The 24,528-nt window shown below is 62.4% G+C and carries 17 protein-coding genes and 1 pseudogene; 7 read left to right on the top strand and 11 right to left on the bottom strand.

From position 1 onward, the window contains the following. Positions 1-25 precede the first annotated feature (25 nt). Together J2805_RS16740 and J2805_RS16735 are read right to left on the bottom strand one after the other, a co-directional pair. Positions 26-1,651: an FAD-dependent monooxygenase gene (locus J2805_RS16740; RefSeq protein ID WP_309978192.1), complete on the bottom strand. Its 1,626-nt coding sequence runs from the start codon at positions 1,649-1,651 to the stop codon at positions 26-28. Positions 1,652-1,709: 58 nt separating this feature from the next. Then, positions 1,710-2,561, bottom strand: a complete 852-nt coding sequence (locus tag J2805_RS16735) for a fumarylacetoacetate hydrolase family protein (RefSeq protein WP_309978190.1) — start codon at positions 2,559-2,561, stop codon at positions 1,710-1,712. Between the two features lie 363 nt (positions 2,562-2,924). Between J2805_RS16735 and J2805_RS23930 the strand changes: the two genes are divergently transcribed. Next, positions 2,925-3,425, top strand: a complete 501-nt coding sequence (locus tag J2805_RS23930; RefSeq protein WP_396134391.1) for an NUDIX domain-containing protein — start codon at positions 2,925-2,927, stop codon at positions 3,423-3,425. Positions 3,426-3,928: 503 nt separating this feature from the next. On the opposite strand, the gene J2805_RS16730 is transcribed toward J2805_RS23930, so the two are convergent. Continuing rightward, positions 3,929-4,252 carry an aldolase/citrate lyase family protein gene (locus tag J2805_RS16730; RefSeq protein ID WP_309978470.1) on the bottom strand — a complete coding sequence of 108 codons (324 nt, stop codon included), beginning with the start codon at positions 4,250-4,252 and terminating at the stop codon, positions 3,929-3,931. 198 nt (positions 4,253-4,450) lie between these two features. Between J2805_RS16730 and J2805_RS16725 the strand changes: the two genes are divergently transcribed. Together J2805_RS16725 and J2805_RS16720 are read left to right on the top strand one after the other, a co-directional pair. Continuing rightward, positions 4,451-5,830: an MFS transporter gene (locus J2805_RS16725; protein ID WP_309978189.1), complete on the top strand. Its 1,380-nt coding sequence runs from the start codon at positions 4,451-4,453 to the stop codon at positions 5,828-5,830. Positions 5,831-6,129: 299 nt separating this feature from the next. Then, positions 6,130-8,271, top strand: a pseudogene (locus tag J2805_RS16720) (amylo-alpha-1,6-glucosidase); the annotation flags it as partial. 134 nt (positions 8,272-8,405) lie between these two features. Here the strand turns inward: J2805_RS16720 and J2805_RS16715 are convergent. Both J2805_RS16715 and J2805_RS16710 read right to left on the bottom strand, forming a co-directional pair. After that, on the bottom strand, positions 8,406-9,770 hold the full coding sequence (locus J2805_RS16715; protein WP_309978188.1) for an MFS transporter: 1,365 nt from the start codon (positions 9,768-9,770) through the stop codon (positions 8,406-8,408). 117 nt (positions 9,771-9,887) lie between these two features. After that, the gene (locus tag J2805_RS16710) at positions 9,888-13,754 is read right to left on the bottom strand and encodes a hydantoinase B/oxoprolinase family protein (protein ID WP_309978186.1); all 3,867 of its coding nucleotides are present in this window, start codon (positions 13,752-13,754) and stop codon (positions 9,888-9,890) included. Positions 13,755-14,240: 486 nt separating this feature from the next. On the opposite strand from J2805_RS16710, the gene J2805_RS16705 reads away from it, so the two are divergent. The 3 genes from J2805_RS16705 to J2805_RS16695 all read left to right on the top strand — a co-directional run bounded on the left by J2805_RS16705 (position 14,241) and on the right by J2805_RS16695 (position 16,326). Continuing rightward, the gene (locus J2805_RS16705) at positions 14,241-15,014 is read left to right on the top strand and encodes an N-carbamoylsarcosine amidohydrolase (protein WP_309978184.1); all 774 of its coding nucleotides are present in this window, start codon (positions 14,241-14,243) and stop codon (positions 15,012-15,014) included. 104 nt (positions 15,015-15,118) lie between these two features. After that, positions 15,119-15,283: a cysteine hydrolase family protein gene (locus tag J2805_RS16700; RefSeq protein ID WP_309978183.1), complete on the top strand. Its 165-nt coding sequence runs from the start codon at positions 15,119-15,121 to the stop codon at positions 15,281-15,283. A gap of 230 nt (positions 15,284-15,513) precedes the next feature. Next, positions 15,514-16,326, top strand: a complete 813-nt coding sequence (locus J2805_RS16695; RefSeq protein ID WP_309978181.1) for an IclR family transcriptional regulator — start codon at positions 15,514-15,516, stop codon at positions 16,324-16,326. Between the two features lie 295 nt (positions 16,327-16,621). Here J2805_RS16695 and J2805_RS16690 read toward each other — a convergent pair whose 3' ends face one another. Then, entirely contained in the window at positions 16,622-17,425 is an 804-nt protein-coding gene (locus tag J2805_RS16690) for an IclR family transcriptional regulator (RefSeq protein ID WP_309978467.1), read from the bottom strand. Between the two features lie 1,111 nt (positions 17,426-18,536). Here J2805_RS16690 and J2805_RS16685 point away from each other — a divergent pair. Beyond that, positions 18,537-19,310 carry a hypothetical protein gene (locus J2805_RS16685; RefSeq protein WP_309978179.1) on the top strand — a complete coding sequence of 258 codons (774 nt, stop codon included), beginning with the start codon at positions 18,537-18,539 and terminating at the stop codon, positions 19,308-19,310. Positions 19,311-19,907: 597 nt separating this feature from the next. Here J2805_RS16685 and J2805_RS16680 read toward each other — a convergent pair. From J2805_RS16680 to J2805_RS16660, 5 genes are all read right to left on the bottom strand, one after another. Then, entirely contained in the window at positions 19,908-20,471 is a 564-nt protein-coding gene (locus tag J2805_RS16680; protein WP_309978177.1) for a gluconokinase, read from the bottom strand. Continuing rightward, on the bottom strand, positions 20,468-21,250 hold the full coding sequence (locus J2805_RS16675; protein WP_309978175.1) for an IclR family transcriptional regulator: 783 nt from the start codon (positions 21,248-21,250) through the stop codon (positions 20,468-20,470). The genes J2805_RS16680 and J2805_RS16675 overlap by 4 nt, the downstream gene beginning before the upstream one ends. Before the next feature lie 159 nt (positions 21,251-21,409). Beyond that, a complete protein-coding gene (locus J2805_RS16670; protein ID WP_309978173.1) occupies positions 21,410-22,291 on the bottom strand; it encodes a carbohydrate ABC transporter permease in 882 nt (293 codons plus the stop codon). Continuing rightward, entirely contained in the window at positions 22,288-23,193 is a 906-nt protein-coding gene (locus J2805_RS16665; protein WP_309978171.1) for a carbohydrate ABC transporter permease, read from the bottom strand. The genes J2805_RS16670 and J2805_RS16665 overlap by 4 nt, the downstream gene beginning before the upstream one ends. Before the next feature lie 3 nt (positions 23,194-23,196). Continuing rightward, positions 23,197-24,486 (bottom strand): extracellular solute-binding protein, encoded by a 1,290-nt coding sequence (locus tag J2805_RS16660; RefSeq protein ID WP_309978169.1) that lies wholly within the window; start codon positions 24,484-24,486, stop codon positions 23,197-23,199. Positions 24,487-24,528 lie beyond the last annotated feature (42 nt).

Genomic DNA, 24,528 nt, shown 5'->3' with positions numbered 1-24,528 from the left:
CCCGCTTTTTCGCTTCGGTCCTTTGTCAGCGTGCCGCCGGCAACCCCGCTTCGGCGTTCCGCAGGCTGGCCAGCTCCGGCACGTAGGCGGCAAGCGCTTCAAACGCCGCCTGCTCGGTGTCCGGAGTGGTGGCTGCTGCAACGTAGCGGTCGGGCCGCACCACCAGGGTCGTGCCGCTGCCCGCGACAGCCGCGAAGGCCCCGCTGGTGTCGATGACCGCCGTGACGCCGGTCCGCGTAAGGTGCATACCGCCGTCGTCTTTCTCTTCAGCGCTCAAACGCCCGGTGTCCACGCGACGGACCTCAAGGGGTGCGCGGCGGTCGTGCGGGAAGTACAGCAGGGTCCAGCCCGTACCGAGGACTGCGTCCAGCGGGACGGAATCGCCGGTGGGCAGCGTGACCTGCGGCTGGGACAGGGAGCGCCCTACCAGGGCGGCTGCCCGCTTCGGTACTGTATTCCCCGGGTCCGCCACGCAGCCATCGGTGAAGTGCGGCTGCTTGAGGAACTTCATGCCGGCCAGCCATGCCTTGGCGGTGGGAACGATGCCCGAGGCGGTGATGGCGGCGTCGCGGATGGCGGTGAGCACCGGGTTGACGTTCATCACCACAGTGCCGATCCGGTGGGACAGGCGAACCATGTCCACCGCGTGCGGGCGCCGCTCCGCCTGGTAGGTGTTCACCAGCGCCTCGGTGCCAGTGCCGCGGACGTTCGCGGCGACCTTCCAGGCGAGGTTGGCGACGTCGCGGATGCCGGCGTTCAGGGCCTGGCCCGCGAACGGGGGCATCATGTGGGCTGCGTCCCCGGCCAGGAGCACATGCCCCACCCGGTAGTTCAGGGCCACTCGCTGGTGGGCGACGTAGACGGCAGCACGGCGGATGTCCGCCGGGGCAATCGCCTGGAACGGCGCGATGAGCCTGATGATGGCCTCCGGAGAGGTCATCATCGCCGCTTCCTCTCCGGGTAGGAGCATGAACTCGTAGCGCCGACGGCCGTTGACGCCGGGGACCACGACGACAGGACGCGTCCCGTTGCAGTGGAACTCGGAGAACCGCTCTGGGTCACCCGGGGTGTTGATGATGTCCACCACGATCCATTTCTGGACCTGGGTGGAGCCTTCCATCGGGATTCCGAGCTGAGAGCGGACCGGGCTCCGGCCGCCGTCGCACGCGAGCACCCATTTGGAGCGGACGGTGTGCTTGCCGTCGTCGTCGAGCAGCACCGTGTCCACATGCGCGGGTCCGTCCGTGATGCGGAACGCTTCGGTGTTGAAGCGGACGTCGATCAGCGGACGGGCCCGGGCGGCTTCGAGCAGCAGTGATTCCATCACGGGCTGGTCGAACTGCGACTTGCCGGGCTGGCCCAGCCGCGGGCTGGCCGGGTAGACCTCCGCCAGCAGCTGTTCTTTGCGGCCGAAGTAGCGGGCGCCGGTGTCCATGAGCATCTCCGGGGCCAGCCGGTCCAGGATGCCGATCTGCTGCATGACCCGCAGCGTTTCGTCGGTGACGCTGATGGCCCGCGGTTCGTCGCTGGTACTGGCATGGCGTTCAACGAGCATCACGTTGACGCCTTGGTCCGCCAGCAGGTTCGCCGCGGCCAGGCCGATGGGGCCGGCCCCGATGACCAGTACGTCGGTTTCGATGGTTTTGTCCATGCGGATCAGAGTTCCGTTCCTATCAGAGTGCAGTCGGTGGCGTCGGAGTCATGGTGGATCAGGAGACGAGCTCCACGGTGTTTTTCAGGGTGCCCAGGCCGGTGATTTCCACCTCGACCACGTCCCCGTCCGAGAGCAGGCCGGAGGGTTCCATGAACAGGCCCACGCCGCCGGGGGTGCCGGTGACGATCACGTCGCCGGGGGAGAGCTTGGTGAAGCCGGTGACGTAGGCGATCAGCTGCGGGATGGTGAAGTAGAGGTCGGAGACGGAGGCCTTCTGGCGGATGTCGCCGTTGACCCGGGTTTCCAGGGTGAGCGCGTTGACGTCCCCCAGGTCCGCGGCCGGGACGAGGTAGGGGCCGAAGCCGCCGGTGCCGGGGAAGTTCTTGCCCGGGATCCACTGGGTGGCCGCGAGCTGCCAGTCGCGGACACTGAGGTCGTTGTAAGCGGCATAGCCGGCCACATAGTCAAAGGCCTCCTCTTCGGCCACGTGGAATGCTTCCTTGCCGATAACCAGGGCCATTTCGCCTTCGTAGTCGAACTTGGTGGTGGTGGCAGGCATCTGGGCCGGCTGCAGATGGCCCATCTGGGAGTCAGCGAAGCGGGTGAAGACGGTGGGGGCCTTCTGCTCCGTCTTGCCAGATTCCTCCTGGTGGCTTCGGTAGTTCACGCCGATGCAGATGATCTTGCCAGGATCGGTGACGGCGGGGAGGAACTCAATGTCCGCTTCCGCGCGGGACGGGGCACTGCGGAACTCTTCGCCCACAGTGCCGAAGATGCCCTGCTCGACGGCGGCGCGGAGCGTGCGGGCAAGGTTGGTCCCACTGGGGCCCAGGTCGTAAGCCCGTTCGTCGGCGATGATGCCCCAGGTGGGGGAGCCGTCTGCGGATACAAAGCTTGCGTAATTCATGATTGTGGTTCCTTTCGCGGCGGCGGCGCGCCGGGGAGGTGACGCAGTCCCTTCCCGGTCGGCGGCTTTGCCGGACAGGAAGAATCTGCATCATTTGGTAAGAAATACATTATCCTGTTTTTACGCATTCTGACTAGGGGGTGCTGCTTGGGCGGAACCAAATTCGGCCAGATCGCACTTTGGACGGCGTTCACCGTGCGCTCAAAGTGCTGCGGCGAGGCCGTGTGCCGTATCGTCGGTCTTCTCGCGCAGAGCTGGCTAAACGACGTCAACGGAGACAACTGTTCGCTGATGATCGGGCCCCGACCAGAACACCAAGGCCGGGCGTGCCTTCCGGCTATTTGTCTTGGATGAAGGAAGACTATGAGGTTTCAAAACCTACCGCCTCACGTTGCGGCGTGCGCAGAGACGACACCCATCGCCGCTGGCCATGCAGTTGTCGCGGTGGTCATCGAATGGCGAGGGAAGATAGCGCTGCTTAAGCGAAGCGGGAGCCGCGACCACGACAGAGGCCTGTGGCATTGCATCACCGGTTACCTTGAACCCGGGGCATCCCCGAAGCAACAGGCACTTGAGGAACTCCTGGAAGAAACGGGCCTGCACGCGGCACACCTCCTCGACCTCCGGGCGGGGCCTAAATTGGTCATCAATGATGACAACGCGGACCCATGGTTGGTTCACACGTTCACAGCGCTCACCTCAAGACGACGACTGGAAATCGACTGGGAGCATGACTCATACCGTTGGACAGCGCCAGAGAAGGTCAAACGGTTTGGTAACCGCGTATCTTGGCTAGACCATGTGCTTCATGCAACAGGCTTCCTCCCTGGAGCTGACACCGAAATAGAGTCCTCAGCCTCATGACGACGAGTCCCCGGGGACTCGAAAGGAATCTAGTTCCGCTGCGCATCACCGTATGCGTAATGGCGTAGCCATTTGGGTATTGCGCTGTTGTTTGGGGAGGGCCGTTGTTAGCTTCGGACGCGTGTTCGTGGGTCGACGGCGTTGTAGTGCAAGTCGGCGACCAAACTGGCGAGGGCCTCGATTACGGCGGCGGCGAGCACTGTCCCTTGAGATCGCGCGAAGAGCGCCCGATTCGTGTACCGCCATGGGCCTTGGTCGGAGCCGAAGTAGGGTGCCTCCTGACGGTTTCTTCCGTGGCCAAGAAAGTAACCGAACCGCATGTGCACTTTCCTGCGCGTGCTCGACGCGACCCTGCCGATCTATCTGCGGATGGCTTGGCGTGGGGCCGCGGACAGCCCGGCCCTTACCGGTCTTCTCGCTGCGGAACAAATTTGGTCCGGCCATGCCCAGGAAGCAGCCTCGCCGGCATGAAACATGCAGCGCACCGGATACGCCACGGAAAGTCACCGGCGCCGCGGAGCCTGACTGGGCCTGTTGTTCTTGATTGTTCTGGCAATATCTAAGGCTTGTTTTACGAGCATGGCGGTGTCGCTGCTGGCCATGACGAAGTCGAATCCCTGGTCCAGTGCGGCGCGGGCGCCGGCAGCGGTTCCGGATGCGAAGCCGCATGGTTTTCCGGCTTGGTGGGCGGCGTCCAAAGCGTGGAGGTAGAGTCGGATGACTTCGGGGTCGGTGGGTGTGGTTCCCATGTCCATGCTGAGGTCGGCGACGCCGATGAACAGGGCGTCGACGCCGTCGGTTGCCGCGATTTTCTCGACGTTGTCGATGGCGAGTTTGCTGCCAAGAGGGCTTTCGGAGTGTGACAGGAAGAGTCATGGCTTAATCCTTGACTTGTTGCTACCAAAGGAAATAGGTTGTTGTATGACCAACGGTGGTCTGGATCATATGTGCGACGCATTGCCCCAGTGGCTAGGCTGAAAGTGAAGCACCTCGCGGTCTGGCGCCATCCCCTGAACGGAGACAACATGGAACGCGATCTTGCAGACAATTCGCTGGAGAAGGTGAGTCCGGAGCGCCTGCGTAAGGTGGTGCGGGCCTCTTTTGCCGGCACCGTGGTGGAATGGTTCGACTTCGCCATCTACGGCTACATGGCAACCCACATTGCCGCCACCTTCTTTTCATCCACGGATCCGGTCACGGGTCTGCTCGAGACGTTCGCCGTGTTCGCTGTCGCGTTCGCGCTCCGGCCCTTGGGCGGCATCTTTTTCGGACGCCTGGGCGACCGCCTTGGACGTAAAAAGATCCTGGTGCTGACCGTCCTGCTGATGTCCGGATCCACGGCCGCAATCGGGCTCATCCCAAGCCACGAGACGATCGGCATCTGGGCCGCCGTCTTGCTGGTGCTTGCCCGGTGTTTACAAGGCTTTTCCGCCGGCGGCGAATACGCCGGCGCCACCATCTACGTCGTCGAGCACAGCCCCGACAGGCACAGGGCACGTTACTCGTCAGCCATGTCTGCGGCGACGTTCTCCTCATTCGCCCTCGCCGCTGGACTCGGAGCGCTGCTCAGCTTCATCCTGCCCCCCGAGGCTATGGGCGATTGGGGCTGGCGCATCCTCTTCCTGCTGTCAGTACCGATGGGCCTGATTGCCTTCTACATTCGCGCCAAACTCCACGAGTCTCCCGAGTTCCAGGCGATGATCGATGATTCCGCTGCCCGGCCCGCCCCGACTTTGGGAGTCGTCTTCCGCACCCAGTGGCCCGCGATGCTGCGCCTCGGCGGGTTCGTGATGCTCACAGCACTCTCCTTTTACATTTACTCCACGTACATGTCGACCTTCCTGATCAAGGTGGTCGGCCTGCCCCCGCACCTTGCCCTGTTCTCGAGCTTGATCTCGCTGACCATGGCGACGGCGTTGGCCCCCGTGATGGGCCGTGTCTCGGATCGCATCGGGCGCCGCCGCACCATGCAGACCGCCGCCGGTCTCCTGGCCATCCTCACCATTCCGGCGTACATGATCGCTGAGCAGGGAACGTTCGCAACCGCCGTTGTCAGCCAACTGCTCATTGGACTCGGTGCCGTGACCGCTAATGTGGTGACCTCGGTCCTGATGTCGGAAATGTTCTCGACCGACGTGCGCTTCGCGGCATCGGGCACCTGTTACAACATCACCTACGCGGTATTCGGCGGTACCGCACCCTTCCTGGCAACGTGGCTTGTCGCGGGAACCGGATACTCGCTCTCCCCGGCGATCTACGTCGCAACAATCGCCGTGGCATCATTCCTCGTCGCCACCTTCCTCATGCCTGAGACCGCAGGACGGCCTCTGCGCCGTTACCACGACGACCCCGTGCCCGCAGAGCGTGCGCACGCCGTGGCCTCAAGATCGTTGCCCGGGGCCTGAGGTCCCGTGGCAAAAAATGGTCTGCCGCTGTCCGGGCCTGTGCAGGTCCGGACAGCGGCTGGCCATGCCGCAGCCGATCGTGATGGTACAGATCCGCCGGTGGATGAAAGGGACGGTTTGAGTAACCTGGCCTGCTCATTGCCGCCATATTCGTCTCTTTTCGTGACCCTTGGAGGCCCTGCTCTGGCAACCGTGAACCGACGGGGCGTGGCGTTCGAATAGAACGACTGCGGTGGTCGCAGCCTGACCAAGGACCGGCACGCTGTCCGTATGGTGCCAATCCGTTCGAGGAGCCGGAAATGGCTGGATGGAATGCCGATACGGCGGCCGGGCTGCTGGGCACTGGGACAATCACGTTGGTGGAAGATTCATCCTTCTGCATCTCGCTGCCGAATGGGGACGTCCAACCCGAACTCCCGCACGGGGTCTTCTTTCAGGACACTCGCATCCTGTCCCGCTGGAACCTCACCGTCAACGGCCAGCTGCTGGAGCCGTTGGCGGCGGAAACGAAGGAACCCTACCGGGCGTTGTTTACCGGCCGTGTTGCGCGTTCTGACGGGTGTGCGGACAGCCAGCTGCTTGTGGAGCGGCTGCGCGAGGTGGGTGTCGGCATCACAGAGGAGATTACGGTACGAAACTACTCGCTGGATCCTGTCGAATGCGTGGTCTCGCTCAGCGTCGAAGCGGATTTTGCCGATCTGTTCGAGGTCAAGGAGGCGCGCATCCTCCGGCACTGGGATGAACCCGGCAGCCGGACGCAGGTTCGCTGACGATCAGGGGCACTTGGCAGGATGCCCTCAAGGGGATCGTCATCAACGCGGACGGCGCCGATCATGTTGGTGTGGACGCCTTGACATCTCGCACAGTTGTCCCGCCGCACGGCCACTGGAGCACCGTGCTGAGCGTGGTGCCTGCCGTGGACGGAACCGGCCAGGCTGCAACGTTTGTTCATCCGGCACTGGGAGCTGTGTCTCCGCGGGACCGGCGCCGGATGGAGTGGGTGGCGAGGTTTCCGGTGCTGCAGATGGGCAACGGTTCCATCGAACGGACCCTGCCGCGCAGCTACGACGATCCGGGCGCGTTCAGGATCGAAGACCCCGACCATCCGGACCGGGTGGTGGGCGCTGCCGGAGCGCCCTGGTTCATGACCCTGTTCGGCCGCGACTCACTCTGGGCCTCGGAGATGGCTCTGCCCGTGGACCCGTCCCTGGCCCTGGGGACGCCGCAGACGCTGGCCGACCGCCAGAGCCGGGTGGTGGACCCGATGAGTGAGGAGGAACCGGGGAAGATCCTGCACGAGGTCCGGCTCGGCCTCTCCAGCGGTCTGTCCTTGGGTGGTAAGCCGGAATATTATGGCAGCGTCGATGCGACCCCGCTGTTTGTGAGTGTGCTCGGGGCCGTCAGCCGCTGGGGGTTCGCCAAAGGGACCATTGCTGCCCTGCTGCCCAACGCGGACCGGGCCTGGACTGGGTACGGGACTACGGGGACCGCGACGGCGATGGCTTCGTCGAATATGGCCGCCTGAATGATCGGGGGCTGATCGACCAGCGGTGGAAGGATTCCTGGGAAGGGATCGACTTCGCGGACGGCACCCTGGCGGAATCGCCGATCGCCCTATGCGAGGTCCAAGCCTACGTCTACGCAGCGTACATGGCGCGCGCGTGGATGGCCTACGAAACCGGCGACATGGCAGTGGGTGACGAGCTCACCGACCGGGCGGCAGAGTTGAAAAACGGTTCAACGAACAGTTTTTCGCTGCCCGATCGCGGGTACTACGCGATCGCGTTGGATAAGGACAAGCGCCCGGTGGACGCGTGCGCCTCTAATATGGGCCACTGCCTTTTGTTCGGTCCGTGGATGAGGACAGGGCGCCGCTGGTAGCCGAGAAGCTGATGTCCGCGCAGATGTTCTCCGGCTGGGGCGTTCGCACCCTTGCTACCGACATGGGGGCTTACAACCCCGCGAGCTACCATAGCGGCTCGGTCTGGCCGCACGACAACGCCATTATTGCGGCCGGCCTGGTGCGGTACGGTTTTGTGGAAGAAGCGCAGCGGATCGCCACGGCCCTGCTGGAGGCCGCCCAGTACTCGGACGGCCGGTTGCCTGAACTCTTCTGAGGCTTTGACCGGGAACGGTTCGGCCAGCCCGTGCCGTGCCCGACGGCGTGTTCGCCGCAGGCCTGGGCCGCGACGGCGCCGATCCTGCTGGTGACAAGCCTGATGCGCTATGGCGCGCATGTATCCCGTGATGGTCTATGGCTGGACCCGGTAATGCCGGAGGCCTACGGCGACCTGCACATCACCAATGCCCCCACGGCCGGCGGCCGGATTACCATCGACATTTCCGGTTCCACCGCCTCCGTCCAAGGGCCCAAGGGCATGGCGCTGCACCGCGGGCACGGGCCGTGGATGACAGGCAGTGTCGGCGCCGTTGCCTTGAGGGCGGTGAGGACCTCGCCGTCGCGGTCCATCGATAAGGGAACCTGCTTATTAAAGTCATCCGCACGGCGGGAACTCTCTGGTGTTCAGGGAGTTCCCGTCGTGCGCATGGTGCTGGTGGTGCGGGTTCGTTCCTGTCAGTCCGTGCGGACCTTGCTGGGGTCGACGTTCCGGGCGGCAAAGATGAGCAGGCCGGAGGCCAGGATGGGGAGGACGCCCCACCAAAGGGTGGCGTTGATCCAGCCGGCGCCGGCGGCGAGGGCGGCGGTGATCAGCAGACCGCCGATGATCGCTCCGACCTGACCGGAGGCGTTGATGATGGAGCTGCCCGTTGCCCGGGTGTGGACGGGGAAGCTTTCGCCGGTGAAGAACAGCAGGGCGGAGAAGGGGCCGATGAGGAAGAAAAGCCCGGCGCTGTACAGCCCGATGATGAGCGGGAAGTTCCCGTTCGGTGCCTGGAGCATGGTGAAGAAGGAAGCGGCGCACAGGATCCAGCCGATCCCGATCGCGTTGCGACGTCCGATCCGGTCGCCGAGCCAGCCGTGGAACAGGTAGCCGGCGAAGGCGGTGGCGTTGGAGATGATGAGGACCAGCAGGGCGTTGTCGAACTCGATGTTTTTGCCGTCCGGTGCTGTGAGCAGCGACGTGCCGAGGATCGCGAATGCAAGGACGCCCAGCCAGTTCAGGAGGAAGGCCCCGCCGATCGTCAGGGTGGACCGCAGCGATTCTCCGCGGAAGACCGAGACGAGTGGGCTGGCCTTCTCCGAGACGTCAATTCCGTATTTCTCCCCGAGCTGTTGTGCCTCGTCGATCTGGCCGTCCTTGATCATCTTGTCGATTTGGTGACGGTGCGCGAACTGGGGGCTCTCTTTGAGCCAGCGTCCGGCCAGGACGATGAAGACGGCGGGGAGTGCGGCCACGGCGAAGCAGAGCGCCCACCCGCCGATGGGGAACAGCAGGTAGACGGACCCGGCCGCCAGGACGGAGCCGACCGGCCAGCCGGACTGGACGAGTGAGTAGATGAGACCGCGGCGGCGGGCTTTGGCGGGATCGCTGTTGTGGGCAAACATCTCGTTGAGGTAAGCCGCGTTGATGGCCTGCTCGGCGTAGCCGAGGCCGGCCAGTGAACGCACGAGGACCAGGAAGACGAGTCCAAGGCCGGCAGCGAGGCCCACAACCCAGCCGACAGTGGCGGTCAGCAGTGAGGCGACGGCTGCACCGATGACGGCGATCAGGATGCCCTTGCGCCGGCCGATCCGGTCGACGATCGGGCCGATCCCGAAGGCCACGAGTGCAGTTCCTGCGGTCACCCAGGTATTGATTCCTGTGGACTGGGCCGCGCTCCAGCCCAGGTCTGAGGCCAGCATCGGCAGGAGGTTGCCGAACAGGACGAAGTCATAGACAGCGAAGGTCCAGGCGAAGAAGCAAATCCAGGTGGCAAGCCGGACGTCCTTGGGTGTGACATCAGACTCGACAAATTGAAAGGTTGGGGCAGTGGTCATAACGGTTCCTAATTCACGGGGATGGTGGGATGTGATCAGTAGGGAACGAAGGGGGCGGCCTGGAGGCCAGTGTCAATAACTGGCTCCAGGCCGCCCCCATTTACTGCGTTTACTGGCTTAGGTTGCGGAACTGAGCTCGGCGACCAAAACCTCGCGGCGTTCGGCGGTTGACCTCAGATCGACCGTGAGTTGGCCGTTGACCTCCTTGAGGACCACACCGTAGTCACGGGCGGCCGCCTCGGCGGTCGTGAAGCCGTCCAGCACGTCCTCGAGGACCTTGAGGGGGTCCCGCTTGTGCGGGTCACCGAAGCCACCACCGCTGGGCACGGTGATCTGCAGGGAGTCACCGGCCAGCAGTTGACGTCCGGTGACCTTGGACGGCCAGGACTCCTCGCCCGCCCGGCCGACGTTCTTCACGAGCGAGCCGTTGAGGCCGTCATGGCCGCCGAAGGCTCCCCATGGCACGTCCGACTCGTGGCGTTCACCCTCGCAGGTGATCGCGGTGTCGGTCAGGAAGGTGTTCTCCCGGACGATGCCGATGCCGCCGCGGAATTCACCGGCGGCTGCCGGCTCGGAGCGCAGTTCGTAGCGGTCGGTGCGCATCGGGAACCGCCACTCAAGCTCCTCGATCGGGTTGTTGCGGGTGTTGGCGATGAGGTTGTCCACGGAGTCCGGCCCGTCGCTGGTGGCGCGGGCGCCGTAGGAGCCCTCGTTGACCTCGAGGTAGACCCAGTACTCGCCCTGTTTCTCGTCCCATCCTGAGTAGGAGATGAAGTGGATGTGGGCGGAGTTGCCGGCGGTGACGCGTTCGGGGATGACGGGGGCGAGGGCCCGCAGGGCCAGGTCGACGGCCCGCTGTACCTGGGAGAACCGCGAGAAGGTCGCGGCCGGGTACGTCGGGTTGAAGATGGTGCCCTCCGGGGCGATGACCTTCAGCGGCTTGAGCATGCCCTCGTTTTGGGGCACGAACACCGGGAAGGCGACCTCGTCCAGGAATATCATCCGGGTGATGAACGTGAATGCCGAGACCGTTGTGCCCTCGAAAGCGCAGTTATAAGCGGTGGGCACCTGTTCGGAGGATCCGGTGAGGTCGTACGTAATCTCGTCACCCTCGATGATCACCTTCACGACGATCGGCAGCTTCTTGCCGTAGTTGCGGCCGTCGTCGTCCAGGTAGCCGACCTCGGTCTCGTAGACGCCGTCGGGGATCTTGGCGATCTCCTGGCGCAGCATCCGCTCCGAGTAGTCGATCCAGCTCTGGCCGGCCTCGCGGACCGCGCCGAATCCGTACCGCTCGATGAGGGCGATGTAGCGGGACTTGGCCAGCTCGCAGGCGGCGATCATCGCCTGGAAGTCGCCCTCGTTGGAGGTGGGTGTCCGGGTGTTGTTGAGGATGTGCCGGATCAGCGATTCCTGGCGGACGCCCTTCTCGGAAATCTTCACTGCCCGGAAGATGGTGCCTTCGGACTGGATGTCCTGGATGTCCACCATCAGTCCGGAGTAGGCACCGCCGTTGTCGATCAGCTGGCCCGAGGCGCCGGCGAAGCCGACGAGTTCCCCGTCGTGGAAGATCGGTTCGATGATCGCCACGTCGGGGGAGTGCGTAGCGCCGAGGTACGGATCGTTGTGCAGGATGATGTCACCGTCGTGGATGTCGTCGCCGAGGACCGAGATCACGCCCTTGACGATCTTGGGCATGGAGCCCATGAACATTGGCGTGGAGTCGGACTCGGCCAGCACGTTGCCGTCCTTGTCGAAAAGCCCTGCACCGAGGTCCTCGGACTCACGGATGATCGAGGAGTAGGCCATGCGGAACAGCACCGAGGCCATTTCCTTGGCCGCGGAGTTCAGGGCGCCGCCGATCACGCGCATCAGGATCGGGGTGGCCAGTTTCTCCGCGCTCTGGGTGGCGGCCGGGCAGTCGATGACGAGGTTGCCGGCTGCGTCCACCGCTCCGGAGAATCCCGGAGGAATAACTGTGGTGGAGTCATATTGCTCGATGATGGCGGGGCCGGTGAAGGTGATTCCCACGCCCATCCTGTCGCGGTCATAGAAGCTGGTGTCCAGGGTGACCGGCTTGCCATCCTGTTCGAAGGTCACCGGGCGGGTTTCCACCAGGGCGTCATGGAGGGAACCGGACTTGATCGCTTCCGGCGTGGGCAGGTCATCCATCAGGGCGCTGGCCTCGACACGGATGTTGATGACTTCCACGGTGCCGTTCTTGAAGCGGTGGCCGTATTCCTCGAAGTGGGCGTCGTGGAAGGCTGCCTCGGCCTTTTCCAGCCAGGCCTGGTTGACCGGCCCTTCGGGTGCGGTGAAGCGTATCTCGTACCCTTGGCCCTCGTAGCGCGCGTCGGCGAGCCATTCTAGCTTGCGGCGTCCGGCTGGCACGTCCTCGGCATCGAGTTGGTCGTTGGCCTCGCGCTCCAGCTGTTCATAGGAGCCCTGGATGGCGGCGGGGTCCGCGCTGGCGAACGTGAACCGTCTGGTGGCGACGAACTCATACTTCTCGTCGGTAGCCAGCAGGCCGGTCGCGGCCATGATGCCCGGGTGGGCCGGGATCAGCACCTTCGGGACCTCCAGCTCCGCGGCGATTTCGCAGGCGAACAGTGCGCCGGCGCCGCCGGCGGCGACGAGGGTGAAGTCACGTGGATCGTAGCCGCGGCGTACGGAGTTCTGCTCGATCGCCTGGGTCATGCCGAACTTCTGGATCTGCAGCGCGCCGAGGGCGGCCTGGTCCACGGACATGTTGAGTTTTTCCGCCAGACCTTCCATGGCCTTTCGGGCGCCATCGAGATCTAGATCCATGCCTGAGCCTGCCAGGACGCGGTCAGGACGCATGCGCCCCAGCAGCATCTGGGCGTCAGTTGATGTCGGCTCCGTCCCGCCGCGGCCGTAGCAGACCGGGCCCGGGACGGCGCCGGCAGACTGCGGACCGACGCGGAAGACCCCGCCGGCGTCGACGTAGGCGATGGAGCCGCCGCCTGCGCCGATGGTGTCGATGTCCACCATCGGGACCATTGCCTGGTGGTCGCCGATCTTGGTGTCCAGCAGGTGGCGCATGCGCAGTTCACCCTGGTAGGCCACACCGATGTCCGCTGAGGTCCCCCCAATGTCCAGGGTGACCACGTTCTCGAAGCCGGACTGACGACCGGCCCACATGCCGCCGATCAGGCCGCCGACCGGCCCGGACATCATCAGTGTGACGGGCCGCTTGGCGGCCTCCTTGATTGGGACCATACCGCCGGAGGACTGCATCAGCAGGATCTCCCGCTTGTAACCCAACCCTTCTGCCTGCTCCTGCAGGCGGTAGAGGTAACGGGAGACCCGGGGCCCGACATAGGCATTCAGCGCCGTGGTGGAAAACCGCTCATACTCCCGGTAAAGGGGCACGATCTCGCTGGAAAGGGACAGGTAGGCCTCAGGGAACTCCTCCGCGACGATTTCCCCGATCCGCTGCTCGTGGGCGGGATTCAGATACGAGTGCAGCAGGCAGACGGCGATGGCTTCGACTCCGGCCGCCTTCAGCTCGTGCACGCGCTCACGGACCTCGTCCTCGTCCAGGGGAACCAGGACCTCGCCGTTCGGTGCGGTGATGCGCTCCTTGACGGTGAGCCTGTGGCGGCGCTTGATCAGGGGCTTGGTCTGCCAGGGCAGATCCTGCTGGAGGGAGAAGTTGTACGGCTTTTTGTGACGGGCGATGTGCAGGATATCCCTGAAGCCCTCGGTGGTGATCATCCCGACCTCCGCACCCGTGTGCGTCAGTGCGGTGTTCGTGGCGACAGTGGTTCCGTGCACCAGCTGGTCGATCTCCGAAAGCGACACCCCGGCCTTCGCGCAGAGCTTTATGATGCCGTTGATCACGGCCTCAGATGGATCGTGCGGGGTGGAGGGAACCTTCTCCACAACGGCGATGCGCTGGTCGTCGTCCGAGAAATACAAGTCGGTGAATGTACCGCCGACGTCTACTCCGATGCGCTTCATAAGGGGGTCCTTTCGAAAGTTTGGTTCAGGACTGGGTTGAAGTGAAAGACGGGGGGCCTCTTTGCCTGGCCCGCTCTCACCCGGGATTGGAGCTAGTCCGCTGGGCCGGGGGATCCGGTCCCGCAATCCGATGTGCCGTAGCTCACGTCGTTGCTTAGAAAGCAATTTAGTTCCTTTATGAACAACATGCAATGGCTGGCGGCTCTTTTTTTGGCGCCCCCTTTGCCTACGATGCTGCGAGTGGTCAAAAGGTTGACGCGCACTCGCTTTCATAAATCGCCTGCTCCGAGCTCAACGCTTTTCAGAAGGCTTCGGCCTTGGATCCCTTGGCCGACGCGGGGCCTGGAAGCGAATTCCGGCAATCTCAAAATAGGGGTTGTATGTTGCACAACCAGCAACTAGTGTGATGGCACAGCAACAAAGTGCTCCATTGCGGCAACCTTGTTGCTTCCAGAAACACAACAGATCGAGAGAGTGGAGACAGCCATGACAACAGAGACGTTCAACGACATCGAAGCCCGTCTTGCAGCAGTGCTGGAAGAGGCGTTCGAAGCAGGCACGGACATCTATAACGAGCGAGGCTTCAAGCGTCGGATCGGCTACGGCAACCGCCCCGCCGTCATCCACATCGACCTCGCGAACGCTTGGACCCGTCCGGGCCACCCGTTCAGCTGCCCGGGCATGGAGGAGATCATCCCGAACGTCCAGCGGATCAACGAGGCCGCTCGCGCCAAGGGCGTCCCGGTCTTCTACACCACGAACGTGTACCGCAACCGCGACGCCACCTCCGGGACGAACGACATGGGTCTGTGGTACTCGAAGATCCCCACGGAGACCCTTCCGGCGGATTCCTACTGGGCGCAGATCGACGACCGCATCGCGCCCGCTGAGGGCGAGGTCGTGATCGAGAAGAATCGCGCCTCGGCGTTCCCGGGGACGAACCTCGAGCTCTTCCTGACCTCCAACCGCATCGACACCCTGATCGTGACCGGAGCGACCGCGGCCGGTTGCGTGCGCCACACCGTCGAGGACGCGATCGCGAAGGGCTTCCGCCCGATCATCCCCCGGGAGACCATCGGCGACCGCGTCCCGGGCGTCGTGCAGTGGAACCTCTACGACATCGACAACAAGTTCGGTGACGTGGAGTCCACGGATTCGGTGGTGGACTACCTGAACCGCCTCCCGCAGTTCAAGGACACCGTCCCGAAGACCCTCTCGGATCCCCAGCCCGAGGTGGCGGCCCCCGCGGATCCGGCCTGAGCCGCACCGCACTCTCGGAGCCCCGCGGCCCGGCATCCCCGGGCCGACCCGACGACACCCATCAGCGGGTGCCGGCTGTCGTCGGGTCGGGCTGGGCTACGGTGATGAGTGCGTTTCACACGGTGGAGGACGCGATTGCCGAGGGCTTTCGCCCGATCATCGTCAAGGAAGCCGTGGGCGACCGCGTGCCAGGAGTCGTGGCGTGGAACCTGTTCGACATGGACTCCAAGTTCGGTGACGTCGAGCCGCTGGAGAACGTCATCGTGTAATTCAACAACCTGCCCGACTTTGCAGACACCGTCCCGACCTCGGCGATCCCGGTCGCCAGGGCCGTCGTGGCCTGATCAAGTCACCACACCACAGCGCGGTCCGGGATTTCCTGGGCCGCGCTGCGCCGTGCCGGGGCAGAGGTGACCTGTCCTCCGACGAGAGGTTGGATGGGCACACCGTACGATGGCTGCTACAGTGACTGCGCTTAGCGCCTGGAGAGGGAGAACCCATGCTGGACCCACAAACAACCACTGATAAACCGCAAGGGGCGGCAGCATCGCTGCTCAACGGTCTTACAGTTCTCGAAGCCTTCTCCGTCGCCAAGCGTTCCCTCCTGGGCGTCACAGAGATCTCCGAGCTAGTAGGCCTGCACAAGAGCACGGTCTCCCGGATGCTTACCGGCTTGGACGAAGCCGGATACGTGCAGCGCGACGACGAAACCGGACGATACCGCCTCGGGCTCGGGATGATCGGCCTAGCCGGACCACTGCTGGCCGAGCTCGGCGTCCGCCGTGCCGCCCTGCCGCACCTCGAAGAACTCACAGAGGCCACCGGTGAGACGGCCGCTATCGCCGTCTGGAACGGCACCAACGCGATTGTTGTGGAACAGACGGCCAGCCCGCACCAGGTCAAGCACAGCGCGGCGATCGGGACGCGCTACAACAAGTTCGCCAGCTCCTCCGTCCGTGTGTTCCTCGCCGAACTGCCGACCGAGGAGACCGACCGTCTGCTGGCCGGCAGCACGGTCCTGCGAGAGGGTTATCGGGGTCTCGCTGACCCGGCCCATGAACAGCTCGCCGGCGTACGGGACCACGGCTTCGCCGTCAACGACGGCGAAACCACTTACGAGGAATACGGCGTGTCGGCTCCTGTGCGGGACTACCGGGGTGCAGTGGTCGGCTGCATCACAGCCAGCGCGCCCCGGTCCCGAGTGCAGTACCAGCAGAGTCAGTCGATCCTCCGCGAAGCCGTGCTACAGGCCGCTGAGCGCGTGTCGACTCGGCTGGGCAGCTTTCCGGGGGAGAAACCTCCAGCGCCCTGACGGCCATGACGGCTCTCCTCTGGTGAAACAGACCCGGCGTTTGCATCCAGCATCCCGTGTGAGGGAGGTCCGAAGGATGCGCCCGGGCAGGATCCGATGGGTCTGCGAGCCGTTTTCCTCGATGGTCTGTGAGAGCAGGACAGACGGAACTTCAGGAAGGCCACCCCTCGCTGGCCGGCAGGTGCTCCTTCACGGAAAAACTTCATCCAAGTGCGACAGCGGGCCGTCAGGGCCTTCCGATCAGTAATGCCGTCGGTAACGCGATGCTGACGTTCGCCTAATAAGCGTTCCTGAATCAGGCCGGAAGGGAAGCCGACCAGCCCAAGCGGGATGATACTTCCGATGCAGCATGCAGCACGGCTTGAACCAGAGTGTCCTTGGCGGCGTCTTTGTGCACGCGGGAACGGGGAGCGGATGCAGTGATGCAACCAACCACCTTGCCTCGATAATCCCGAACTGGGGCGGAGACCCCAAACTCCTCCTCGTTAGTCGAACCGTCGTTAACGGCGTATGCCTGACGCGCGACTTCCTGCAGGTGGCGGGTGTGGTCCAAGGGCAATCCATCCCCCGCTGTGCGTAGAATCCGCCCGGAATCGATCAGTTCGCTCGCGAGGGCCGGCGCCAGCTCCGCCAGGAAAACCCGCACCGAAGAGCTCTCGAATTTGTTGTACCGGGTTCCGATGGTGGCAGTGTGTTTGACCTGGTACGGGCTGGGAACCTGCTCCACGACGATGGCCTCGTGACCGTTCCAGACCGAGATTGCGCTGGTCTCTTGAGTGCTTTCAGTTAGCTGCTCCAAGTACGGAACCGCAGCGCGGCGGACATCCAGATCTGCCAGCAGAGGGCCGGACAACGCAAGGAGGCCCAGCCCGAGTCGATACCGTCCCGTCTCCTCATCCCGCTGGACGTAACCAGCTTCCGTTAAACCGGCAAGAATGCGTGAGACGGTGCTCTTGTGCAGGCCAACGCGCTGAGCAACCTCTGTCACACCAAGAACCGGTTTTTGAACGGAAAAGGCTTCCAGCACAGCGAGACCATTCAACAGCGACGCCGCAGCTCCTTGGGCCTGTCCGTTTTCCTGCCTCGGCCTGCCTGCCATCTGTATCCTTTCGTGCGGCGTGACTGTTCGGCCACTCTTTTGGCCATCATATGTCGCAATCCGGGCGAAGATACGGAAGATGCGGCGGACTGTTCTGCTACTCCTCATCCTAATCTCAGGGCGGTACCGTCGGACTGGCGGGGTGACGGGCTGAACTGGGCGAGCTCGGTTCCCGGGGCTTCTCCCTAGCCGCTTTGGAACGCTGCCGAGCCATAAGATGCAAGGTTCACTCACGCAACTACCACGACCAAGGCAGGATGCCGATAGGGGACCTTCTGTAAGGCTGGGGGAGTGGGGGACTAGAGGGTGTTGTCAGAAGCCGGTGCCTGGGGTTTCGCCCCTATGATCAGGGTCATGTCACCAGCCAACACAGGAAAGATTGCCGGGCACGCCGACGTGGAATCCGTGCAGAAACGTCCGTGCGCAACGCATTTTTTCGCCTAGTATCCTGAGACACAAACCGGACTCAGCCGGGCGCCGAAGCGCGTACGCAAGAAATTTGACACTGTCCAGTATGGTAAATGATCAAGGAAGCAGAGCTTTCTCGCAGCGCAGAATCTGGTTCTGCAGCAATCAAGACCGGAGTTGCAGGCTGGCCCATGACCCTGAATCTCCTTCGCAATGGTCTTCGGCACCCTTGACTTGCAAGTGACACGGAAGTTTCGGGAATATCGGTTACAGCCCAACAAAGAACTCCGCTTGCTGCAGGGGTTGTGCTTTGCGGAAGCGGGTAAAACACTGCTGGCGTTCTGCGTGCACAGTCAAATTTGGAGCGGCTGCTATCGTGGGAAATAGATATCAACGTGCGCAGTTGCGCGTAACCAAAGACCTATTGACACGACCCGCAACATGATTCTTATAGGCAACTGGGCACAGGGCGCGTCATTGTAGCCAATTCGTTAGTAACGGCACCGGCATCCTGCCTGAACAACCTTCGAACCTCTGCAACCGCAGGGGTTCTTCTCATTTAAGTACCGAAAGGAGCAGCTACTACACCCGGCCAGCCTCAAATAAGCACCAATCGAAGGACCGTCTCCCGGACGGTCCTTTTCTTTTGCGCTTTTCCCATCATTCGGGCATCGCAGACGCATTCAGACGCAGGAGGTAACCCATGAAGTCACACCCATATGCACGCTTCATCAACTGGACCGCGGCGACTTACATCGAGGAGCGCCGATCGGGCACCGGGCAATCTCAGGCAATACTCACTTGGCTGAGGGCCTATGGCATTACAGCCGCAAGAGTCGATGCTTTCCTGCGGCTTAGCCACGAGCACGCCGCCACGATGCCCAACGCGCTGGTCATGGACATTCTGGAGCTCAGCAACTCAAAGGTCCGCCAAACGCTGAAGGACGAATATCTTCTCGACGCACTGCTCCACACCTGGGGCGCCCTGGCCGACATCTATGGCAAAGCAGGTGCCCCCGCCGACCGAGAAATGGCCAGGCTACTGCTCCTGGGCGAAGCCGGCCACGCGCTAATCATGGCACAAGGCATGAGTTACCCCGGAGCAGAGACAATGCTCAGGATGTACCGGATGGAGACCGAACTGCTGGACCTTTCCCAGATCCACAAAGGCACACCGGGTTTCAAAAATGTCGGCAGGCTCCTTCAGGACGTCAAGCGGCAGAGAAAGGTGCTTCCAAAGCAGCAGACTCCTGTGCCTGCCCCGCAAAAGCAACAACGAATACAGCTGACTGCACCGCAAAAGAAGACTTCACAAACATGGATAAACCAGCGCTCCGGAACCTCCGCTGCTGCCCACGAGGAGGATCGACTCCCTGACCTCCCGACCAGCGATCGGCGCTGGCATAACCCTTCCGACAACCTGAACTATGGACTGTTCGGAAACTGGCGCGACCATTGGGACAACACGTTGCCCTGAGAGGCCAAAAGCATGTGACTCCAACCGCCGTTGACCTGCGTATCGCGGCGGAAGCCCGATCGGCCCGCGCCGCCGGAGCCGCCTGGAGTGAAATCGGGCGCATCCTCGGCATAACGAAACAAGCTGCCCAAACAGCGGTTCGGGGCCGTCGAGCGACAAGAGGATGACCTCACCGGCGATGCAGAGTCCATGGACTCTACTGACGTCCATGGAGGGAGTTGTGAGTCACTATCGGGACTATCGGAAGCGGGCCCCGACCTGCAATCAGATGCACGATTATCTCGTCTAATGAGCGTTTGGATGAAAGGCCGATAACCGACGATATGTTCGGCAGCCAGCTGAGGGGATGCGTCGGTAGTGTCAGAGTTGAATCCGAGACCTACTCTGGCCATTGTCAGAAGAGCAGAATCGGGCCCATTCTGACGCCGTTGTCGCGCCAGCCTGACGTCAGGTTGGGAGTACTCACCTAGACGTCAGGACTGCGGCGGTGATATTTTCCGAAGTCTTCTGAACCGAATGTCAGTGCACGGAACATCAAGGGCTGATCCTTATGTGCATCCAACGTCAGGTGTGCCGCAATTGGTGATCTGACATCGGTCAAGGTCGCTGTTCGCGCAACTCCATAGCGAGAATTCCTTTCTTTCCGTCAGCCAGCCAGTGAGCGGCGGCCGCTGCGATGGCGTCGGGTGGTCCTGAGGTGTCAAGGTCGGTGCCGTTCTCATCAGCATCGAGCTGTTCAATGGTGTCGAGCTGGGATTGAAGCAGCGTCACGGGCATGAAGTGTTCTGCCCGGCGGGACATTCTGGCGTGTAATACGTCGCGGCTTCCGGTGAGATGTATGAAGACGGTATCCGATGCTTCCTGCCTGATGATGTTGCGGTATGACCGTTTTAATGCGCTGCACGCGATGACGACAGGTCCTGGTGCAGAGGCCATACGGGAGCCGATTTCGCGGAGCCATGGTCCGCGGTCGGCGTCGGTGAGGGCTTGGCCCACTGCCATTTTTTCGATGTTAGCTGCCGGGTGAAGGTCATCGCCGTCCAAGAAGTCAGCGCCCAGCATTTCCGCGAGCATGTGGCCTATGAGGCTCTTGCCGCTCCCGGAGACTCCCATGGTTACGACGCGGAGATTGGCTGCCATCGGTGACGTCCATTCGGTCATCCCGTTGCCTTTGCCCATGATGGTGCGGTCTCGCCTTTGGGCTTCCAGCCGAGTTCGAGGGAGATGGACATGGTTGTCGCAAGAAGGTCCGGAACGCTTCTTCGGAGTTCTTCCAGGCCGGTCTTCTCTCGGAAGGTTGTAATTGATATCGCACCTGCCACGCGGTCTGCGTGGTCCCATACGGGTGCGGCGATGCAGTTCGAGATGATGTCGAACTCGCCATTGTCCTCGGCCCACCCTCGTGCGCGGACAGTTTCGAGACGCTTCACGAATTCTGTCCTGGAGGTGATGGAATTTGGCGTCCGTTGTTCGAAGGTGGCGCTGTCCAGAATGGATTCGCGGCGTTGGTCATCGATGAACGCGAGTATGGCTTTGCTGACTCCGGCGGTGTGGATGACCACGAATCCGCCGATTCTGGTGTTCAGGCTGATGGCTTGTTCGGGTTCGACCTTGTCGACGTAAACAATGCGGTTGGCTTCCGGGACCGCGAACTGAACGGTGTGGCCGAGGTGTTCGCTGAGCCGGACGATGTGGGGGTGAACGACCGAACGGAGATCGAACTGTTCCAGAGCGGACTGTGCCAGGCCGGCGAGCCTGAAGCCAACGCCGAAATAGCCTCGCTCATCGGTCCGCACAAAGCCCGCTTCGATCATGGTCTGAAGGATTCTGGACGCTGTGGTGCGGTGGACGCCGAGGTCGGCGGCGATGTCTTTTAGGGTCCGCGGGTGTTCACTGCAATATTCGAGAATCTGGATTGCCCGGGCTACCGTCTGCGACATGGTTCTGCTCGATCCTGTGGTTTTGATGGTCGTTTCGGGAATGCCGCTCAGCAGCTGATCCGGCCTTCTCAGTTTAGACATCTGTTCGGTGAGCGGCCGTGGTGTCGGATGGCTTTGTCAGGGTGCCGGCGGCACTGGCCGCCGGCACCCTGCCTTTTTCTATTTCATGCCACTCATGGCGACTCCGCGAACCAGATAGCGCTGCAGGGTGATGAAGAGCACGATGGTGGGAATCATGCTGATCATGGTCGCTGCGTTGATGAGGTTCCACTGGTTGAACTCGGAACCGGCGAAGTTCACCAGCCCGACCGTGACGGTGTACATGTTTTGATCCTGGGCGATCAGCATGGGCCACAGGAATGTGTTCCAGGTAAACATGAACTTGATAATGACGAAAACGACGATCGCTGGTGCCACCATGGGAGTGATCACACGGGTGAGGATCTTAAACTCACGCGCGCCATCCATGCGGGCGGCCTCCACATAGCTGTAGGGGATTCCCTCCATGAACTGCCGCAGCAGGTAGACCCCGAGGACCGTGAAAAGGTCAGGGAACGCCATGCCGATGTAAGTGTTGTTCAGGCCGGCTCCGGAGACCATGAGGAACATGGGGATCACCAGTGCCTCTTGGGGGACCATGAACAGCGCCAGAACCAGCAGGAAGATTGGCTCTTTGAAACGGAACTGGTAGTAGGCGAAGGCATAGGCGGCAAGGAGGGCTATGGCGAGACTGGTGAAGATTCCGATTCCCGTGACCAGGAACGAGTTGGCCATGTAGCGGCCGAAGTCGTATTGAGCGAACAGTTGCACGTAGTTGTTGAAATTGAAGAAGTTCTCAGGAAGCCACCTCACGGGAAGCTGCAGGATCTCGTCCGGCCGCTTCAGTGAGGACAGTGCGACCCAGGCCAGCGGCACCAGCAGGGCGCAGCCGCCCAGAATGAGTGCTGTCTTGATCAGTAGCGCGCCCCAGTGGAAGCGCGGACCGCGGCGGACGGACTGCTGGGCTCTGATCTTCTCCGGGCGGATTGTGGTTGTAGTCATTCCGATATATCCCTTGTGAAGAGTTTCCGGATAAGGCCAGTCACGACGAGCAGGAAAACGAACAGGAAGATCACGTAGACGGCTGCTTCTCCCCACCTGTCGGCGCGGAACGCGAGTTCGTAAATTTCCATCACGATGGAGCGGGTGGAACCTACCGGGCCTCCCTTTGTGGCCACGAATGGCAGCTCGAAAAGCTTGATCGCGTTCATGACTTCCACGCTGATGACGAGCACGAGCTGGCGGTTCAACAGCGGCAAGGTGATGGACCAGAACATCCGCAACGGGCCTGCCCCGTCGATCCGGGCAGCTTCGTAGTAGGAGCGGTCGATCGCCTGCAGCCCTGCGAGCAGGATGATCACGTTGAATCCCAGCCGGGCCCACACGTACATGATGGCGAGGGAGGGTATTGCCTGGGATTCGTCGGTCAGCCAGGGCTGGGGTCCGAGGCCGAACATTCCGAGGACGTCGTTGGCCAGACCGTATGCGGGGTTGAAGATCCAAAGCCAGACGAAGGCGACAGCAGTCAGCGATGCCACGACGGGGGCGAAGTACAGGGCCCGGATGAATCCGGTCACTTTCGTGATGAGCAGGGTGTTGAAGCCCAGCGCAACCATGAGGGAGAGGACCACGCCGATCGGAACCGCCAGCACGGTGAAGTACATGGTATTTCCGGCAGCATTGAGGAACCGTTCGCTGCTGAGGACTTTGATGTAGTTCTCGAGTCCGTTGAACTCTTTGCGACCCACCGCGGACCAGTCAAAGAAGCTGATGAAAATGTTGTAGCCGAGGGGGATGATGAACAGCACCAGGACGAAGAACAGTGCCGGGGCGAGGAAGGTGTAGGCGCGCCGGGTGTGCAGCGAGCTGTTCAGGCCCTTTGGCCTGAGGGCAGGAGCGCTCACCGGCTACCGCCCGCGTTCCAGGAGTTCGTCCACTTGGGAAATGACCCCATCCAGGGTCTTTTGGACGTCGGCGCCCTGAAGGCATGCCTCGATGGCGCTGCCGACGGTGATCGCAATCTGGTTCGTGTACGGTGCGTTGTATACAGGCCCTGGGCCTTCCGCCATTTGCTTTTTTACTGCCTGGTAGTCCGTGCGTGCGGTGACGTTCGGGTCGGAGAAGTTTTCGGTCCATACGGGCAGGTAGCCTTCGAGCTTCGCCAGCTCAAGGTCGGTCGAGGGGTTCGAAACTGTTCTCATCCATTCCCACGCGAGGTCCTTGTTGTTTGAGCGGTCATTGACCATCCATGCCCAGTTGAACAGGAGCGAGACCTTGGGGTATCCCGCGGGCCCCTCGGGGTAGGGCACCACGGCGAACTTCACGCCCGGGGCGTTTTGTTTCAGCCATCCCTCGTACCAGCCTTCACGAAGTGTCATGGAAGACGAGCCTTGGGCGAAGGTGTCATCAGGGCTTCCGAGTTCCAGGCTGGAGACGCGGTCCTTCTTCACCAGGTCCTGCATGAACTGGATGCCGGCCACGGTCCCTTCTCCGTTCAGGTAACTGTCTGCCGTGCTGTGGTCTTCGGCGTAGAGCCGGCCGCCGAAGGCATGGATGTATGGCAAGGCCTTGTCGGCTATACCTGTGGGGTTTCCGGAGTATCGCAGGGAGAGTCCGTTCCGGATGATCTTCTCGCCGTCCTTCTTGACGAGCTTGGCTGCGTACTGCCGAAGCTCCTCGAAGGACTTAGGCGGTGAATCGGGGTTGAGGCCCGCCGCGGCGTAGTGGTCGACGTTGTAGTACAGCTGCATGCCCAGGTCGGTGCTGACGGGATACCCAGCCCATTTACCCTCGACTTTAAAATTGTCCCGGGTGACGCCGTTGAGCTTCTCCTCCCACGATTTCTGAATGTCGTCCGGGGCCACGGCAGCAACTCTGAGCCCGCCTCCGTAATAGGAGACCTGGCCCATAAAAATGTCCGGCGCATCCGAGGAGCTACTGAACCCTGCCGTGTACCGTGCCTCGTACTGCCCGTATGGAATGTCGACATATTCGACTCTGACCTTGGGATACTTCTCTTTGAACGCCTGGACTCTGGCGTCATAGAACTTCGTCGTCTTACGCCAATTGTCCTGAGGGTTCCAAACCTTCAAGGTGGCCTCGCGTTCACCTGAAGGAGCCTGCGAGGCGCACCCGGCCAACCCTGCCGCTGCCAGCGAGCCTGTGGCAAGCACCAAAAAACTACGTCTGCGTATCACGCGATCTTCCTTGATCTCTTCGTTGCTCCAGAGCGCCGTGCA

It is taken from the genome of Arthrobacter oryzae (genome assembly GCF_031454875.1).
In the GTDB taxonomy this organism is placed as follows: domain Bacteria; phylum Actinomycetota; class Actinomycetes; order Actinomycetales; family Micrococcaceae; genus Arthrobacter; species Arthrobacter oryzae_D.
This window is presented reverse-complemented; position numbering and strand designations above follow the sequence as displayed.

What these genes read in the sequence shown, in the direction of transcription:
- J2805_RS16700 (WP_309978183.1), top strand. Translation starts at nt 15,119, where the DNA reads ATGAGTGCGTTTCACACGGTGGAGGACGCGATTGCCGAGGGCTTTCGC.
- J2805_RS16725 (WP_309978189.1), top strand. Translation starts at nt 4,451, where the DNA reads ATGGAACGCGATCTTGCAGACAATTCGCTGGAGAAGGTGAGTCCGGAG.
- J2805_RS16705 (WP_309978184.1), top strand. Translation starts at nt 14,241, where the DNA reads ATGACAACAGAGACGTTCAACGACATCGAAGCCCGTCTTGCAGCAGTG.
- J2805_RS16685 (WP_309978179.1), top strand. Translation starts at nt 18,537, where the DNA reads ATGAAGTCACACCCATATGCACGCTTCATCAACTGGACCGCGGCGACT.
- J2805_RS23930 (WP_396134391.1), top strand. Translation starts at nt 2,925, where the DNA reads ATGAGGTTTCAAAACCTACCGCCTCACGTTGCGGCGTGCGCAGAGACG.
- J2805_RS16710 (WP_309978186.1), bottom strand. Translation starts at nt 13,754, where the DNA reads ATGAAGCGCATCGGAGTAGACGTCGGCGGTACATTCACCGACTTGTAT.
- J2805_RS16735 (WP_309978190.1), bottom strand. Translation starts at nt 2,561, where the DNA reads ATGAATTACGCAAGCTTTGTATCCGCAGACGGCTCCCCCACCTGGGGC.
- J2805_RS16715 (WP_309978188.1), bottom strand. Translation starts at nt 9,770, where the DNA reads ATGACCACTGCCCCAACCTTTCAATTTGTCGAGTCTGATGTCACACCC.
- J2805_RS16695 (WP_309978181.1), top strand. Translation starts at nt 15,514, where the DNA reads ATGCTGGACCCACAAACAACCACTGATAAACCGCAAGGGGCGGCAGCA.
- J2805_RS16680 (WP_309978177.1), bottom strand. Translation starts at nt 20,471, where the DNA reads ATGACCGAATGGACGTCACCGATGGCAGCCAATCTCCGCGTCGTAACC.
- J2805_RS16740 (WP_309978192.1), bottom strand. Translation starts at nt 1,651, where the DNA reads ATGGACAAAACCATCGAAACCGACGTACTGGTCATCGGGGCCGGCCCC.
- J2805_RS16690 (WP_309978467.1), bottom strand. Translation starts at nt 17,425, where the DNA reads ATGGCAGGCAGGCCGAGGCAGGAAAACGGACAGGCCCAAGGAGCTGCG.
- J2805_RS16670 (WP_309978173.1), bottom strand. Translation starts at nt 22,291, where the DNA reads ATGACTACAACCACAATCCGCCCGGAGAAGATCAGAGCCCAGCAGTCC.
- J2805_RS16675 (WP_309978175.1), bottom strand. Translation starts at nt 21,250, where the DNA reads ATGTCGCAGACGGTAGCCCGGGCAATCCAGATTCTCGAATATTGCAGT.